15 protein-coding genes and 1 CRISPR repeat array (1 of these 16 only partly in view) are annotated in these 16,560 nt (G+C 51.9%); of the genes, 6 read left to right on the top strand and 9 right to left on the bottom strand.

Annotated elements, in window-relative coordinates; genetic code table 11:
• Positions 1-105: 105 nt before the first annotated feature.
• The 4 genes from ACJHX3_RS14375 to cysJ form a co-directional block, all read right to left on the bottom strand.
• Complete coding sequence (locus ACJHX3_RS14375) at positions 106-258, bottom strand: Hok/Gef family protein (RefSeq protein WP_000956458.1); 153 nt, start codon at positions 256-258, stop codon at positions 106-108.
• A 264-nt stretch (positions 259-522) separates the two neighbouring features.
• Positions 523-1,257: a phosphoadenosine phosphosulfate reductase gene (gene cysH, locus ACJHX3_RS14370; protein ID WP_000039841.1), complete on the bottom strand. Its 735-nt coding sequence runs from the start codon at positions 1,255-1,257 to the stop codon at positions 523-525.
• Positions 1,258-1,330: 73 nt separating this feature from the next.
• Positions 1,331-3,043, bottom strand: a complete 1,713-nt coding sequence (cysI, locus tag ACJHX3_RS14365; RefSeq protein WP_001290701.1) for an assimilatory sulfite reductase (NADPH) hemoprotein subunit — start codon at positions 3,041-3,043, stop codon at positions 1,331-1,333.
• On the bottom strand, positions 3,043-4,842 hold the full coding sequence (gene cysJ / locus ACJHX3_RS14360) for an NADPH-dependent assimilatory sulfite reductase flavoprotein subunit (RefSeq protein ID WP_000211924.1): 1,800 nt from the start codon (positions 4,840-4,842) through the stop codon (positions 3,043-3,045). The genes cysI and cysJ overlap by 1 nt, the downstream gene beginning before the upstream one ends.
• A 318-nt stretch (positions 4,843-5,160) precedes the next feature.
• On the opposite strand from cysJ, the gene queD reads away from it, so the two are divergent.
• The 4 genes from queD to ACJHX3_RS14340 all read left to right on the top strand — a co-directional run bounded on the left by queD (position 5,161) and on the right by ACJHX3_RS14340 (position 7,715).
• Positions 5,161-5,523 (top strand): 6-carboxytetrahydropterin synthase QueD, encoded by a 363-nt coding sequence (queD, locus tag ACJHX3_RS14355; RefSeq protein WP_000108294.1) that lies wholly within the window; start codon positions 5,161-5,163, stop codon positions 5,521-5,523.
• Positions 5,524-5,600: 77 nt separating this feature from the next.
• On the top strand, positions 5,601-6,872 hold the full coding sequence (locus ACJHX3_RS14350) for an FAD-dependent oxidoreductase (protein ID WP_001469274.1): 1,272 nt from the start codon (positions 5,601-5,603) through the stop codon (positions 6,870-6,872).
• Positions 6,863-7,123, top strand: coding sequence for a ferredoxin family protein (locus ACJHX3_RS14345; protein WP_000109536.1), 261 nt, complete (start codon positions 6,863-6,865; stop codon positions 7,121-7,123). Before ACJHX3_RS14350 ends, ACJHX3_RS14345 begins: the two co-directional genes overlap by 10 nt.
• Before the next feature lie 16 nt (positions 7,124-7,139).
• Positions 7,140-7,715 carry a glycerol-3-phosphate responsive antiterminator gene (locus ACJHX3_RS14340; protein ID WP_001130278.1) on the top strand — a complete coding sequence of 192 codons (576 nt, stop codon included), beginning with the start codon at positions 7,140-7,142 and terminating at the stop codon, positions 7,713-7,715.
• Positions 7,716-7,861: 146 nt separating this feature from the next.
• Here ACJHX3_RS14340 and ACJHX3_RS14335 read toward each other — a convergent pair whose 3' ends face one another.
• From ACJHX3_RS14335 to ACJHX3_RS14315, 5 genes are all read right to left on the bottom strand, one after another.
• Entirely contained in the window at positions 7,862-8,722 is an 861-nt protein-coding gene (locus ACJHX3_RS14335) for an electron transfer flavoprotein subunit alpha/FixB family protein (RefSeq protein WP_001469275.1), read from the bottom strand.
• Positions 8,719-9,498: an electron transfer flavoprotein subunit beta/FixA family protein gene (locus tag ACJHX3_RS14330; protein ID WP_094321846.1), complete on the bottom strand. Its 780-nt coding sequence runs from the start codon at positions 9,496-9,498 to the stop codon at positions 8,719-8,721. Before ACJHX3_RS14330 ends, ACJHX3_RS14335 begins: the two co-directional genes overlap by 4 nt.
• Positions 9,476-10,813 (bottom strand): MFS transporter, encoded by a 1,338-nt coding sequence (locus ACJHX3_RS14325; protein ID WP_001098096.1) that lies wholly within the window; start codon positions 10,811-10,813, stop codon positions 9,476-9,478. The genes ACJHX3_RS14330 and ACJHX3_RS14325 overlap by 23 nt, the downstream gene beginning before the upstream one ends.
• Before the next feature lie 92 nt (positions 10,814-10,905).
• On the bottom strand, positions 10,906-12,360 hold the full coding sequence (locus ACJHX3_RS14320) for an FAD-binding oxidoreductase (protein WP_094321847.1): 1,455 nt from the start codon (positions 12,358-12,360) through the stop codon (positions 10,906-10,908).
• Positions 12,361-12,429: 69 nt separating this feature from the next.
• The gene (locus ACJHX3_RS14315; protein WP_094308499.1) at positions 12,430-13,215 is read right to left on the bottom strand and encodes an SDR family oxidoreductase; all 786 of its coding nucleotides are present in this window, start codon (positions 13,213-13,215) and stop codon (positions 12,430-12,432) included.
• 318 nt (positions 13,216-13,533) lie between these two features.
• Here ACJHX3_RS14315 and ACJHX3_RS14310 point away from each other — a divergent pair, with 318 nt between their 5' ends.
• Together ACJHX3_RS14310 and ACJHX3_RS14305 are read left to right on the top strand one after the other, a co-directional pair.
• Complete coding sequence (locus ACJHX3_RS14310) at positions 13,534-14,811, top strand: MFS transporter (RefSeq protein ID WP_094321848.1); 1,278 nt, start codon at positions 13,534-13,536, stop codon at positions 14,809-14,811.
• Positions 14,812-14,837: 26 nt separating this feature from the next.
• Positions 14,838-16,316, top strand: a complete 1,479-nt coding sequence (locus ACJHX3_RS14305; protein ID WP_094321849.1) for an FGGY-family carbohydrate kinase — start codon at positions 14,838-14,840, stop codon at positions 16,314-16,316.
• 45 nt (positions 16,317-16,361) lie between these two features.
• Positions 16,362-16,560: direct repeats of the CRISPR family, unit length 29 nt; unit sequence CGGTTTATCCCCGCTCGCGCGGGGAACTC (it continues 74 nt past the right edge of the window).

Below are 16,560 nucleotides of genomic sequence, written 5' to 3'. Positions count from 1 at the left end.
CTTGCCTGCAGGAAATCAATGCCACCAGAAACAGAGTATAAAAAAGGGGTGCAGGAGGCCAAACTTTAACAATTCAATACGCGGGGTTTTACCCCCGCGTGGTGGCTACTTCTTCGATTCGTAAGCGAGAACTGCCTTAAACTCCATACCACGTTCTCTGATACTCAACTCACACAACGAGTCGCCTACCATCAGCGTGAATCCCAGTACTGTACAACACAGTACGATGATTGCCACAAGGGCATATTTTGTCAGCATGTCTTGCCTCCCTGCAAAGAAGAGACTAACATTCGAATTGCTTAGGTTCGAACGCTGGCCTCAGGTTGATAGAAATATCGCCTGGGGCTTTTGTCCATCTGGAACCTCGCGAATGCTTAACGCCAGACAGCCTCAAGCACCCAACTCCATTCTATACCTGTTAATTCTCCCTGCGATGTTCACCTTTAAATGCCGGAATGCTGCTCGCAAAATAAAAACGCCCCCATCATTTCTGACAGAGGCGTTTAATTTATCCGGCAATATTTACCCTTCGTGTAACCCACATTCCCTTTTTAAGCCAAAGAAACGCGTTTCTTCTTCCGCCATGCCGGGTTCCCATTTACGGGTTGTATGGGTATCGCCCACCGATAAATATCCTTCGTCCCATAATGGGTGATATTTCAGGCCATGTTTTTGCAGGTACTGATAAATAGTTCGGTTATCCCAGTCGATAATCGGCAGCACTTTAAATACGCCACGCTGAATTGCCAGCACCGGTAAATTGGCGCGGCTGCCGGATTGTTCACGGCGCAGGCCAGCAAACCAGGTTTGCGCGTTAAGTTCTTTCAGCGCCCGGTTCATCGGTTCGACTTTGTTGATGTCATTGTACTTTTCAATGCCTTCAACGCCCTGCTCCCACAGTTTGCCGTAGCGCGCTTCCTGCCAGGCGGCGCTTTCGGTAGCGCGGTACACTTTCAGGTTGAGCTTGAGTTTGTCCGTTAACTCGTCAATAAAGCGGTAGGTTTCCGGGAACAGATAACCCGTATCGGTCAGGATCACCGGGATATCCGGGTGAATCTGATTCACCAGATGCAGGCTCACCGCCGCCTGAATGCCGAAACTGGAAGAAAGTACATATTCACCGGGCAGATTATCCAGCGCCCAGGCAACGCGGCCTTCAGCATCCAGTTTTTCCAGTTCGGCGTTAGTTTCTGCCAGCGCCAGAATGCGATCTACCTTCGGCAGTTCGTTCAGGGCGTTTAGATCGAGTTTGGACATAGATTCCTCACTGTTTGCCTTGCCTGATGCGACGCTCACGCGTCTTATCAGGCCTACAAGACCGGGCTGATGGTTAATCCCACAAATCGCGCGCCGGATCGAGCACCGGGCGAATGATGCCCGCACGCACCGTAAAGTCGCCGAAGCCTTCACCCGCTTCGCGCTCTTTCGCCCAGCGCCCTATCAGTTCATCAAGCGACGCCAGGATTTCCGGCTCGGTGATGTTTTCTTTATACATCCGTGGGATACGTGTCCCAATGCGGTTGCCGCCAAGATGCAGGTTGTAGCGACCCGGCGCTTTCCCCACCAGACCCACTTCCGCCAGCATCGCGCGACCACAACCGTTCGGGCAGCCTGTTACACGCATCACGATATGCTCATCGCTGACACCATGTTTCGCCATTAAATTATCGATGTTGTCGATAAAAGACGGCAGGAAACGCTCCGCTTCCGCCATCGCCAGCGGGCAAGTCGGGAATGACACGCAGGCCATTGAGTTTTCACGTTGCGGCGTGACGGCATTCATTAACCCGCTTTCTTTGGCGATCTTATCGATCTTCGCTTTCTCGCTTTCCGGCACTCCGGCGATGATCAGATTCTGGTTCGCCGTAATGCGGAAATCACCTTTGTGGATCTTCGCGATCTCCAGCAGGCCGGTTTTCAGCGGACGCCCAGGATAATCAAGGATACGACCATTTTCGATAAACAGCGTCAGATGCCAGTTATCATCAATGCCCTTAACCCAGCCAATACGATCGCCGCGTCCGGTGAACTCATACGGGCGGATCGGTTCAAATTTGATCCCCGCGCGACGTTCAACTTCCGCTTTAAACGTCTCAACCCCTACGCGCTCCAGCGTGTATTTGGTTTTGGCATTTTTACGATCGGTTCGGTTACCCCAGTCGCGCTGAGTCGTCACGACGGCTTCTGCCACCGCCAGCGTATGCTCCAGCGGCAGATAACCAAACTCACTCGCCGTGCGGGCATAGGTTTTCTTGTTGCCGTGCTCGATGGAAAGCCCACCGCCCACCAGCAGGTTAAAGCCCACCAGCTTGCCGTTTTCGGCGATCGCCACGAAGTTCATGTCGTTGGCGTGCAGATCGATATCGTTCTGCGGCGGGATCACTACCGTGGTTTTGAACTTACGCGGCAGGTAGGTCTGACCAAGGATCGGCTCTTCATCAGTAGTGGCGACTTTTTCCTGATCGAGCCAGATCTCCGCATACGCGCGGGTACGTGGCAGCAGATGTTCAGAGATTTTCTTCGCCCATTCATATGCTTCCGCGTGCAACTGCGACTCGTAAGGGTTCGAAGTGCACAGCACGTTACGGTTCATATCGTTGGCGGTCGCCAGCGCATCAAGACCGACCGAGTGCAGCATCTGGTGCACCGGTTTGACGTTCTTTTTCAGAATGCCGTGGAACTGGAACGTCTGGCGGTTGGTCAGGCGAATGCTGCCATAGATGGTGTTTTCACCGGCAAATTTATCGATCGCCTGCCACTGTTTGGTGGTAATCACCCCACCCGGCAGACGACAGCGCAACAGCATTGCATGACGTGGCTCCAGCTTCTGTTCAGCACGTTCGGCGCGGATGTCGCGGTCATCCTGCTGATACATGCCGTGGAAGCGGATCAGCAGGAAGTTATCGCCCTTAAAGCCGCCGGTCAGACCGTCGTTTAAATCTTCCGCAATGGTGCCGCGCAGGTAGTTGCTTTCAAGCTTCATGCGCTCGGCGTCTGTCAGTTTTCCTTCGACCACTAAAGGCCCTGGATGTTTTTCGCTCATTAGTAGACATCTCGCTGATAACGGCGCTCTACGCGCAGCTCACTTAAAAATTCATCCGCCGCTTCGGTGTCCATGCCACCAAATTCGGCAATCACTTCCAGAAGTGCCTGCTCAACGTCTTTCGCCATGCGATTAGCGTCGCCGCAGACATAAATGTGGGCACCGTCATTGATCCAGCGCCACAGCTCCGCGCCCTGTTCGCGCAGTTTGTCTTGTACATAAACTTTTTCTTTTTGGTCGCGCGACCAGGCAAGATCGATGCGGCTCAATACGCCTTCTTTCACGTAGCGCTGCCACTCCACCTGGTAGAGGAAATCTTCCGTAAAGTGCGGGTTGCCAAAGAACAGCCAGTTTTTACCTGGCGCTTCGTCAGCGGCGCGTTGCTGCATAAAGGCGCGGAACGGCGCGATGCCGGTGCCTGGGCCAATCATAATCACCGGGGTTTCCGGGTTGGCTGGCAGGCGGAAGTTATCGTTATGTTCGATAAAGACGCGGACTTCGCCCTCTTCTTCCACGCGATCCGCGAGGAAGCTGGAGGCACCACCGGCACGGGCTCGGCCTTCCACGTCGTAACGCACCACACCAACGGTGACATGTACTTCGTTCTCGACTTCCGCCTGCGAGGAGGCGATGGAATACAGGCGCGGGGTCAGCGGGCGCAGCAGGTTAATCAGCGCTTCGGCATCCAGTTGCGCCGGAGAGAAACGCACCATGTCAACAATCGGCGTGGTCGCGGCGTAATGCTGTAACTTCGCTTTATCGCCCACCAGCGGCAGCAGCGTTTCGCTGCGGGTAAGCGTGGCGTAGTTCTCAACAATATTCGCGGTGTTGACGGTGAGTTCAAAGTGCCACTGGAGCGCTTCGCTCAGGGTCAGCGTTTTGCCCTCAACGGTGACAGGTTCATCGCCTTTCAGCCACAGCAGTTCGACAAGTTCTTTCACCAGTGCCGGATCGTTCTGATACCAGATGCCCAGCGCGTCACCCGGCTGATAACGCAGGCCAGAGTCACCTAAGTCAATTTCGATATGGCGAACGTCTTTTTCAGAGTTACGCCCGGTAATTTTCTGGTTAACCGAAAGGCTCGCCACCAGCGGCGCGTCTTTGCTGTACGGGCTGGTGTGGATTTCATTTACCGCGCCAGTAGCGACGGATTGCGAAGGTGCCGCGACAGGCGCACGGGACTTCAGAACATCAACCACGCGGGCGCGCCACTCGCTGGCAGCAGCCTGGTATTCAACGTCGGCATCGACACGGTCGAGCAGGCGTTCACCGCCCAGTTCCGCCAGCTTGCTGTCAAAATCTTTCCCGGACTGGCAGAAAAATTCATAAGAGCTATCGCCGAGGCTAAACACGGCAAATGCAGTGTTTTCCAGCTTTGGCGCTTTTTTGGAGAACAGGAACTTATGCAGCGCGACGGCTTCTTCCGGCGGTTCCCCTTCCCCTTGCGTTGACGTCACCACGATGAGCAGTTTTTCGCTGGCGATTTGTTTGAATTTATAGTCGCCCGCGTTCACCAGCTTAACGTTCAGTTTTGCCGCTAATAAATCATCGCGTAATGCTTCAGCAACCCGGCGCGCATTGCCGGTTTGCGAAGCGGAGATAATAGTTATACCCGGCATTTCTGCGGCGGGCGCAGGCGTCGCTGCAAGCGCTGCAGGCTGCTGGTTGAGTACGCCCCAGAAATAGCCAGAAACCCAGGCAAGCTGGGTGGGAGTTAAATCGGTCGTGGCCGCCTGAAGGCGTGCCAGTTGCTCCGGGTTCAACGGAAGCAACGCGGAAGGTGGGACCTGTGTCGTCATGCGTCGTTATGTTCCAGTAAGCAAAGCTGTTTCTGCGCCCTGTCAGCGCCCATAAAACAGAAGAGAAGGTAAGGTTAACGGGGTGAACGGTGTGGATTAAAGACGGGATAGCGATAACTAATAACCAAATCGACTAACCTGTTTTAGCAATAGTCTTTAACAACAAAACAGATTAACCAACCCAATGAAAAACAAATGAAATTAGCCAATCATTAAGATAAATTAGCGATTTTGCGCAACAAAGTCGTTTTAGATAATGCGAAAAAACAGCCTTTCCGGTACTCTACGGCGGTTTTATCGTCCTGTAGAGAAATTATGATGTCCACCACGTTATTTAAAGATTTCACCTTCGAAGCCGCTCACCGCTTACCACACGTCCCGGAAGGGCATAAATGTGGTCGCCTGCACGGGCATTCCTTTATGGTGCGACTGGAAATTACCGGGGAAGTCGATCCGCATACGGGCTGGATTATCGATTTCGCTGAACTGAAAGCGGCGTTTAAGCCAACTTATGAGCGCCTCGATCACCATTATCTCAATGATATTCCAGGTCTGGAAAACCCAACCAGCGAAGTTTTAGCAAAATGGATTTGGGATCAGGTTAAACCGGTTGTTCCGCTGTTAAGTGCGGTTATGGTGAAAGAAACCTGCACCGCAGGTTGCATCTATCGCGGCGAATGATAAGAGTGTGTCGGCGGTCAATTTCCCTTAAGTAACGCTATGTTAGGGTGTTGCGCTCTGGATATATGGGGCACGACATGGAAGACGACTGCGACATTATTATTATCGGTGCCGGCATTGCGGGCACCGCTTGTGCGTTACGCTGCGCGCGGGCAGGTTTATCCGTTCTGTTACTGGAACGTGCTGAAACCCCTGGCAGCAAAAATCTTTCTGGCGGGCGTTTATACACCCATGCGCTCGCGGAACTCCTCCCGCAATTTCATCTGACCGCGCCTCTTGAACGACGCATCACTCACGAAAGCCTTTCCCTGTTAACGCCGGATGGCGCAACGACGTTTTCCAGCTTACAGCCCGGCGGAGAATCCTGGAGCGTATTACGTGCACGGTTCGATCCGTGGCTGGTTGCCGAAGCCGAAAAAGAAGGTGTCGAATGCATCCCTGGTGCGACGGTGGATGCGCTGTATGAAGAAAACGGCAGGGTGTGTGGTGTCATTTGTGGTGACGATATTCTCCGCGCCCGTTATGTGGTGCTGGCAGAAGGTGCCAACAGCGTCCTGGCTGAGCGTCACGGGTTAGTGACTCGTCCTGCTGGCGAAGCGATGGCGTTGGGGATCAAAGAAGTGCTGGCGCTGGAAACATCCGCTATTGAAGAACGTTTTCATCTGGAGAATAACGAAGGCGCAGCGTTGCTGTTCAGCGGCGGAATCTGTGATGACTTACCCGGCGGCGCATTTCTTTATACTAATCAACAAACGCTCTCGTTAGGGATTGTTTGCCCGCTCTCTTCACTTACGCAAAGTCGTGTTCCGGCAAGCGAGCTGCTGGCTCGCTTTAAAACGCATCCGGCAGTGCACCCGCTTATCAAAAACACGGAATCACTGGAGTATGGTGCGCATCTGGTGCCAGAAGGTGGCTTGCACAGTATGCCAGTGCAATACGCCGGTAACGGCTGGCTGCTGGTGGGCGATGCGTTGCGCAGTTGCGTCAATACCGGAATTTCCGTGCGCGGTATGGATATGGCGCTGGCTGGCGCACAGGCGGCGGCACAAACGCTGATAAGCGCCTGCCTGCACCGCGAGCCGCAAAATCTGTTTCCGCTTTATCATCACAACGTCGAGCGCAGCCTGCTATGGGATGTTCTACAACGTTATCAGCATGTTCCGGCGCTTTTGCAACGACCTGGCTGGTATCGGGCGTGGCCTGCGTTAATGCAGGATATTTCCCGTGATTTATGGGATCAGGGTGATAAACCTGTTCCGCCGCTGCGCCAGTTATTCTGGCGTCATTTACGTCGTCACGGCCTGTGGCATCTGGCGGGCGATGTTATCAGGAGTCTGCGATGTCTGTAGCCCGTAATCTCTGGCGCGTTGCCGATGCGCCGCACATTGTTCCGGCTGACTCCGTTGAGCGCCAGACGGTACAACGGTTGATTAACGCTTGTCCGGCTGGTCTTTTTTCGCTCACACCGGAAGGTGATTTACGCGTTGATTATCGCGGCTGCCTGGAGTGTGGCACCTGCCGTTTGCTGTGCGACGAATCAACACTACAACAGTGGCGCTATCCGCCTTCCGGATTCGGCATCACCTACCGTTTTGGATAAATAATAAGGATAATTTATGCCCCTCTTACACCTGCTCCGCCAGAATCCGGTGATTGCTGCCGTTAAAGATAATGCCAGCCTGCAACTGGCAATCGACTCTGAATGCCAGTTTATTTCCGTGTTGTACGGCAATATCTGCACCATTAGTCAAATCGTTAAAAAGATTAAAAATGCCGGAAAATATGCTTTTATTCATGTTGATTTGCTGGAAGGCGCGTCAAATAAAGAAGTGGTGATTCAGTTTTTGAAACTGGTGACAGAGGCGGACGGAATTATCAGTACCAAAGCCTCAATGCTGAAAGCAGCAAGAGCGGAAGGTTTTTTCTGTATTCATCGCCTGTTTATTGTTGATTCAATTTCGTTTCACAACATTGATAAGCAAGTTGCGCAATCGAATCCGGATTGTATTGAGATCCTGCCAGGCTGTATGCCCAAAGTGCTGGGCTGGGTGACGGAGAAAATCCGCCAACCGCTGATTGCTGGCGGGCTGGTGTGCGATGAAGAAGATGCGCGTAATGCGATTAACGCAGGTGTCGTGGCGCTTTCCACCACGAATACCGGGGTCTGGACGCTAGCGAAAAAATTGCTTTGACGGGATAATCGTAACGAATTGAATTTGTGTGATTTGTAGGCTGCACGCCACATCCGACATTCAGCGCCTGATGCGACGCTTGACGCGTCTTATCAGGCCTACAAGTCCCCAGCCCAGAACCGTAGGCAGGATCATCCGGCAACACGTTATTGGCAATCTGCGTGAATGTTTGTCACCAGTGCCTCCAGCACCACTTTCCAGTCATCAACCACGCCAACATCTGCCTGTGAAAATACCGCTGCGCTGGCGTCATGATTAATCGCCACCACAAACTTGCTATTGCGTACGCCCGCCATTAACGCTGCTGCGCCGGAAGCGCCAACAACAATACACACCTCAGGTGCCAGCAGATGTCCGGAAATACCAATCACTTTTTCAGCATCAACGCCACCGTTCATCACTCGCGCCCGACTGTAGCCCACTTCGGCTCCCAGCTTTTCTGCCAGCATAGCGATTTCCTGGTTATCTGCCTCTCCGCCCTGCCCCACCACCAGCACCCGTCTGGCTTCAGCTAATGGGTCGCGGGTAACATTTTTCAGGTTTTCTATGCTAACCAGCCAGTCGGGAAGCGCACCTGGGACAATGTTCAGTTGCTGCATACCAGAGGGCAACGTGGCGTTTTTATCTGCTCCCGCCTGACGTGCCAGCGAAAGGCATAGCGGGCGTTTTTCTGTTTGCAGCGTCGCCGTTAGCGCATTTCCCCAGTGGGATTTGCGCACGCTTACGGTTGGAATATCTAACGAAGTCACCTGGCAGATGCTTGCACCATGTAAACGCCAGGCCAGCCGGGTCGACAGTTCATCGCCAAACGTTCCCGGCGGAAAGAGAACAACGTCCGCTGGCGTTCGCTGCCACTGTTCCACCAGCGCATCCAGCACCTGTTCCGCCACTACGGGCTGAGGTTCAATATGCCAGTGTGCCAGGGTACAACCGCTGAAATCCTGTTCTGCCAGCCAGCTCGCTATTGCGGCATTCTCCTGATTTATTGTCACAATTGCGATATTCATGGCTGCATCCTTTGGCGTAAATAGTCCTGCCATAGCTTTTGCGCTTTTTCTGCTACCGTTTGCCCATCAATCAGCGTCGCTCCGCGTTGTTGCTCTGCTCTTGCCAGTTGCAGACACTGCATCGCTGGCGATTCGGCAGCAACAGTTTTACGGATAATTTCTGCTTTCCCCGCCGCCATACGCTGGCGCATTCCCGGTACTGGCAAGGCCACTTCACCGCACTGACGCACGGCAATCACCGCAGGCAAGCGAACCCGGCAACAGCGCAGCCCGTTTTCAGTACGCTGTTCGAGGGTGATAAACGGCGCGTCGAGAGTAAAACGCTCCACCTGGGTGAAGCAGGGCCAGCCCAGCATTTCCGCCAGCAAAAATGGCGTTTGCCCATTCTGCCCTTCGCTGCTTTGGCAGCCGGTAATTATCAGATCCAGCGGATTCTGACGCTGCCATTCGGCAATATGGCGAGCGACAAATTCCGGCGCAAAGCGCAGATCTGCCGCCGTCTCCAGCAATACAGCTTCCTCAAACCCAAGCGCCATGAGATAGCGCAGCCAGTGCAACGCCCGTTCATCCCCCATGCTCAACGCGGTTAAGGACATCGACGTACCGTTTTTTCTCTGCGCCAACAGCAGCGCGGCGGCAGCCTGTTCATCAGCACCGAGTAAACTTCGCAGAAGCGAAACATCCGGTCCGCTATTACCCTGAGCCGTCGCCTGCCACTCTTTTTCCGCCAGCATTCCGGCATCCGGTTCGGCTTTAAACGCTAACAGAATGTTCATTCGCACCTCCTACATTTCCCGCCGCCACCAGCGGGAGTGCTTTGGTTTCTGGTGCCCATAGCCAGGTCACAACAAAACCAACCAACAACACTGCCGCCAGGAGCATTAAGGTGACTTGCATTCCCCACTGCGCCAGCACCCACGGCAGCAGGCCAGTACTTACCGCCGCCCCCAACCGACTCATGGCGGTGGCAAAACCGACGCCCAGCGAGCGAATGTCAGTAGGAAAACTTTCCGCAGGCAAAATGCCCACCAGATTACTGACTGCCGAAATGGTGGTGCTGAAGAGAACAAAAAGCAGCAGCGTTAATGAACTGCCGGAAGGCAAACAAGCCATCACTACCAGCGTTGCCGCCAGCAGCAAAAAACTTCCCAGCAAAAATTTGCGATGTGCCAGCAGGTGCGTCAGAACTAATCCCAGCAGCGCACCCACAATTAACAACGCATTAAGCATCAGGCTAGCGGTCAACGCATCTTCCAGACCAATAGTCTGGGCGATAGTTGGCAGCCAGGTATAAATCACAAACCATGGGATTACGAGGCAGACAAAGAAGACGCTGTTAAACGCCGTGCGCCGCCAGTAGCGCGAAGAGAACAAGGTTTTGATGTGTTTATGGGTCGCCGTTGCCACTTCATCGCCCAGTAAAACATGGGGACCAAAATAGCGATGCACGATAGCGTGAGCTTCTGCAAAACGCCCCTGCCGCAGTAGCCAGCGTGGCGATTCTGGCGTTCCCCAGCGTAATAACGTAATCAACAATGCGGGCAGAGCTGCCGATGCCAGCAGCCAGCGCCAGGCCTCCGGGCTTTCGCTAATAAAGTGATGTCCGGCAATACTTGCCAGCACATAGCCTACGGTCCACACCACGCTGAATGCGCCCAGCAAAATACCGCGATGGCGGCGCGGAGAAAATTCAGCCAGCAAGGTGTGGCCTACTGAGTAATCGCCTCCCAGACCAATGCCGATCAAAATGCGCAGTCCAATAAGATGCTCTGGCGTGGTGGCAAAAAATTGTAAGAACGAAGCGAGCGTAATCAGCAAAAAGCTGAAGGTGAAGATTTTTTGCCGACCAATATGGTCGGAGATCCACCCCAAAACCAGGCTACCGATAAACAGGCCAAGTAGCGCCGAGCCGCCAATCATTCCCGCCATAAACGGCGTCAGTTGCATGGCGGGTGTAAGCTGAATAATGGCGTAACCAATGACGCCGAGAACATAACCGTCGGTCAGGTGCGCGCCGAAAGTGAGCGCAGCAATTCGACAGTGAAAACGGTTAAGCGGTAAATCATCCATTCGCACCGGTGAAGTGTTCATCTTTACCCCTTCATTGTCCGGTAATAAGAACGGCTTCTCGCCTGAGAAGCCGAAAAGGCAACGCCCCTCATAGCGGAACGCTGCCTCACACATTATTTTTCAATCGGATAGATAGTACCCGTATTCATAATGCCGTTAGGATCGAACTGTTTTTTCAGACCTTCCAGCAACGTCCACGCGCTGCCGTGTTCCAGTTTGCTCCAGTGAACGCGATGTTTACCAATACCGTGGTGGTGCACCATCGAACCGCCGAGGCGAATGGTTTCTTCGCAGATGATTTTGTTGAGCGGATTGTGGTACTTGTCGATTTCCTCTTCCGGCTTACAGTCGACAACGTTGTAGTCGTAAACGAAGTACATGTTGGTGCCGTTCTGGTAGCTGTGAGAGGAGTGACCGCCCAGCATGGTGATGTCGTCGGCGTGCGGGAACTCGGTACGAATACGGTTAATAACGCTTTCGTAGATTTCGTGGATGCAGCTCCAGCAGCCGGACACTTCGGTGGTAAAGCCCATGTTGCCGGTTTTGAGGATCTGCACACGTTCAGCGGCCACTTTATCCGGCCCCCAGTTCAGGTGATTAAACCAGGTTTCGATCAGCTTGCTGTCCACTCGCTGGCATTGCGGGTAACGTGCCACGATTTCCGCAATCCCTTCGCCTGTCGCCTTCGCAATGCGAGGGTTACCTTCAGCCATAAAGATCAGCACACATTTACCATCGGCACAATGGGTGAAGTGTTGGGTGCCATCTTCAGCGTCATACAAACGAGCGATCGACGGACGATACCCTTCCACCATGATTTCACGCAGGATGTTGAAGCCGGTTTTCATGTCTTCCAGGATATAGCCGTAGAAGAGGTTGTTTTCCGGGGTGAACTTAAAGATTTTCACAGTTACTTCAGTGATATAGCACAATGCACCTTCGTTGCCGATGATGATGTGACGAATGTCCGGGCCTGCCGCGCGGCGTGGTACGTTTTTAATGCGTGTTACGGTGCCATCAGCCAATACTGCTTCCAGACCAACGACCATATCTTCGATTGCGCCGTAGAGTGTGGAGAACTGCCCGATACTGCGGGTTGCTACCAGGCCGCCCATCTGCGCCAGCGGCTTTGACTGCGGAGAATGCCCCGTGGTGTAACCTTTTTCACGCAACGCGTTTTCCAGCACCTCCAGCGGAACGCCACATTGCGCCGTCGCCTGCATATTCTCAATATCAATATTAATGATTTGATTCATGGCGGAGCCGTCGAGCACCACCGAGTTTTCCACAACGGTTTCCAGCCCACCTTCAGTGGCGGAAGCGCCGGTACGCGGCACACCGTTAATTTTGTGCGCATTCATAAAATTCAGCACACGGGAGACTTGTTCTGTGGAACCGAGTTTTACGACCGCTGCCGGAATCGGCAAAGTATAAATACCATGAATATCCGGAAATTTACGAAAACGGTCAATACTGTTTTTCTTTAATACTGTTTCATCGGTAATTACGCGATCTGCACCAACAATTTCCTTTAGCTGGTCGACAATCGCTGCGCGAGATAAAGACATAGTAATTCCTTCCTGATAATAAAAATGGAATAATCATTAATAAGAGAAAACAGAAACCACCGTTATGGATTAGCGCACTAAATAACCGCCATCAACCACTAATAAATGTCCGTTGACATAATTCGATGCCGGACTTGCGAGGAATACGGCTGCGCCCATTAAATCCTGAGTATCGCCCCAACGGTTTGCCGGAATATGATCAAGAACGCGCTGGTTAGTTTCTGGATTACTACGGGTCGCCAGAGTGATATCGGTAGCGTAATCTCCCGGGGCAATACCATTCACCTGAATATTATATTGACCTAATTCATCGCAATAGGCTTTGGTGAATCCGGCAAGAGCATGTTTAGTGGCAGAATAAGCAGGTGACCATTGTCCACCTAAGTAAGAGAACAATGAACAGATATTAATGATTTTACCGCTTTTCTGCGGGATCATAATTTTTGCAGCTTCATAGCTTAACTCGAATGCGGCGGTCAGGTTCACATCAATCATTGGATCCCAGTCGGCACGACCGAAGTCCAGCACCTTATTCAGCTTACAAATACCGGCATTGTTAACCAGAATATCGACGGTACCGAAACGTTCGCAACAGGCGGCGATTATCTTCTGCGGCGCGCCTTTTGCGGTGATATCCACCTGCATGAAGTCTACTTCAACACCCTGTTTTTCAATCATTTCCTTTGTTTCGCCGTTATCTTTGACGAAGCTTGGAATAAAGATATTTGCGCCTGCTTTGGCCAGCGCCATGGCAAATGCCTGGCCTAAACCGCTATTCCCGCCGGTAACAATTGCGGTTTTACCTTTCAGGGAGAAAAAATCCATTGAGAACGCATTGAGAGATTCGATTGACATAGTTAGCTCCAATTTCCGTAAGGCAAAAAAAAAGAAAGGTAACTTCCCCCGCGAGAGGGAAGTTACCTTTCTCATTATCTCTGGTAACTGGAGATAATTTTTATCATAAGGGCATAATCGCTAATGTGATCGTAATCACAGTGTGATATTCGAATTGTCAAATAATTTTAAAAAGCAGAAGCGTGATTACTCTCACACAACACCACTGCTTTCCATGTTATTTCTTATTGCAATTACTAGAGACCTGAGATAAGTAATCCACCTGAAAGGGCGGCTTACTTTTCTCTTTTTTTTGTCTATTACAAATGGGAATACGATATGCAACACAACTCATGTCGCCGTTGGATAACCCTCGCGATAATTAGTTTTAGCGGCGGCGTTAGTTTCGACCTGGCTTATTTACGTTATATTTATCAAATTCCCATGGCGAAATTTATGGGATTCAGCAATACCGAGATAGGTTTAATAATGAGTACCTTTGGTATTGCGGCTATTATTCTTTATGCCCCCAGCGGCGTTATTGCCGATAAATATTCACACCGCAAAATGATTACTTCCGCGATGATCATTACCGGATTACTGGGTCTGTTAATGGCAACATATCCACCGCTGTGGGTAATGCTCTGTATTCAGGTCGCCTTTGCGATAACGACGATTTTAATGCTGTGGTCGGTGTCGATTAAAGCCGCCTCGTTGCTGGGCGATCATAGCGAGCAAGGGAAAATTATGGGCTGGATGGAAGGGCTGCGCGGCGTCGGTGTAATGTCGCTGGCGGTGTTTACCATGTGGGTCTTTTCTCGCTTTGCACCGGATGACAGCGCCAGCCTGAAAACGGTCATTATTATCTATAGTGTGGTTTACATTCTGCTGGGCATTTTGTGTTGGTTTTTTGTTAGCGATAACAACAACCTGCGCAATACCAATAACGAAGAAAAACATTCATTCCAGCTTAGCGACATCCTGGCCGTTTTGCGCATCAGAACCACCTGGTATTGCAGCATGGTGATTTTTGGTGTCTTCACCATCTACGCCATTCTGAGTTACTCCACCAGCTATCTGACCGAAATGTACGGCATGTCGCTGGTGGCGGCGAGCTACATGGGGATTGTGATCAACAAAATCTTCCGCGCGCTGTGCGGCCCACTTGGTGGCATTATCACCACCTACAGCAAAGTGAAATCCCCTACCCGCGTGATCCAAATCCTTTCCGTACTCGGCTTGCTGGCGTTAACTGCCCTGCTCGTCACGAACTCTAACCCGCAATCGGTCGCGATGGGGATTGGCCTGATTTTACTGCTGGGATTCACCTGTTACGCCTCACGCGGGCTGTACTGGGCCTGCCCTGGCGAAGCGAGAACACCGTCTTACATTATGGGCACCACGGTAGGTATTTGTTCGGTGATTGGATTCCTGCCGGATGTCTTCGTTTACCCGATTATCGGCTACTGGCAAGACACCCTGCCCGCTGCAGAAGCCTACCGCAATATGTGGCTGATGGGCATGGCGGCGCTTGCCATGGTGATCGTCTTTACCTTTTTGCTGTTCCAAAAAATTCGTACTGCTGATAGCGCCCCTGCTATGGCTAGCAGCAAGTAAGTCCAGAAAATTACAGGAGAAAAATCATGTCGAAAAAATACATCATAGGGATTGATGGCGGAAGTCAGAGCACAAAAGTGGTGATGTACGATCTGGAAGGTAACGTGGTTTGCGAAGGCAAAGGCTTATTACAGCCGATGCACACGCCAGATGCCGATACTGCAGAACATCCTGACGACGATTTATGGGCATCATTATGTTTTGCCGGTCACGATTTGATGAGTCAGTTTGCCGGAAATAAAGAAGATATTGTCGGTATTGGTCTGGGATCCATCCGTTGCTGCCGTGCGTTATTGAAAGCCGATGGCACGCCAGCTGTGCCGTTGATTAGCTGGCAGGATGCTCGCGTTACACGCCCTTACGAACATACGAATCCTGACGTGGCATATGTCACCTCTTTTTCGGGTTATCTGACGCATCGCTTAACCGGCGAGTTTAAAGATAATATCGCCAACTATTTTGGTCAGTGGCCGGTGGATTATAAGAGCTGGGCATGGAGCGAAGAGGCTGCGGTAATGGATAAGTTTAATATCCCCCGTCATATGCTGTTTGATGTGCAAATGCCTGGCACCGTCCTCGGACATATCACACCACAAGCCGCACTGGCGACACATTTCCCGGCTGGGCTGCCGGTTGTTTGTACCACCAGTGATAAACCGGTAGAAGCACTGGGAGCCGGGTTACTGGATGATGAAACTACGGTAATTTCTCTTGGCACTTACATCGCGTTGATGATGAACGGCAAAGCACTGCCGAAAGATCCGGTAGCGTACTGGCCGATTATGTCTTCTATTCCGCAAACATTGCTGTATGAAGGTTACGGTATCCGCAAAGGCATGTGGACAGTGAGCTGGCTGCGCGACATGTTAGGCGAGTCGTTAATTCAGGATGCCAAAGCACAGGATCTTTCACCGGAAGATTTGCTCAACAAAAAAGCGTCTTGTGTGCCGCCTGGCTGTAATGGTCTGATGACGGTGCTGGACTGGCTGACCAATCCGTGGGAACCGTACAAACGCGGGATTATGATCGGCTTTGATTCCAGCATGGATTACGCATGGATATATCGTTCGATACTGGAAAGCGTGGCGCTGACGCTGAAGAACAATTACGACAATATGTGTAATGAAATGAATCACTTTGCAAAGCATGTGATCATTACTGGCGGCGGTTCGAACAGCGATCTGTTTATGCAGATTTTTGCCGACGTGTTCAACCTTCCGGCACGCCGTAACGCCATTAATGGTTGTGCAAGTCTGGGGGCAGCGATTAATACGGCGGTAGGTCTGGGGCTATACCCGGATTACGCAACGGCTGTCGACAAAATGGTTCGCGTGAAAGATATCTTTATGCCTGTTGAGAGCAACGCCAAACGCTACGACGCGATGAATAAAGGCATTTTCAAAGACCTAACCAAGCACACTGATGTGATCCTGAAAAAATCGTATGAAGTGATGCATGGTGAGCTGGGGAATGAAGATTCGATCCAGAGCTGGTCGAATGCGTAAGTGAGGAAGGCCGGGCGGGAAACTGCCCGGCCTGAACATACCTGAATGGTTATCCCCGCTGACGCGGGGAACTCGCCAGTGCCTGGTCATATGTGTAACACCTATCCGGTTTATCCCCGCTCGCGCGGGGAACTCTTGCTGTATAGAGATTATCGGCGTGGGATTGTCGGTTTATCCCCGCTCGCGCGGGGAACTCGTTTGCGGCTTGCAAACATTTTAATGCGTATTCGGTTTATCCCCGCTC

Source organism: Escherichia sp. WS1265 (assembly GCF_046487585.1).
Taxonomy (GTDB): domain Bacteria; phylum Pseudomonadota; class Gammaproteobacteria; order Enterobacterales; family Enterobacteriaceae; genus Escherichia; species Escherichia coli.
This window is presented reverse-complemented; position numbering and strand designations above follow the sequence as displayed.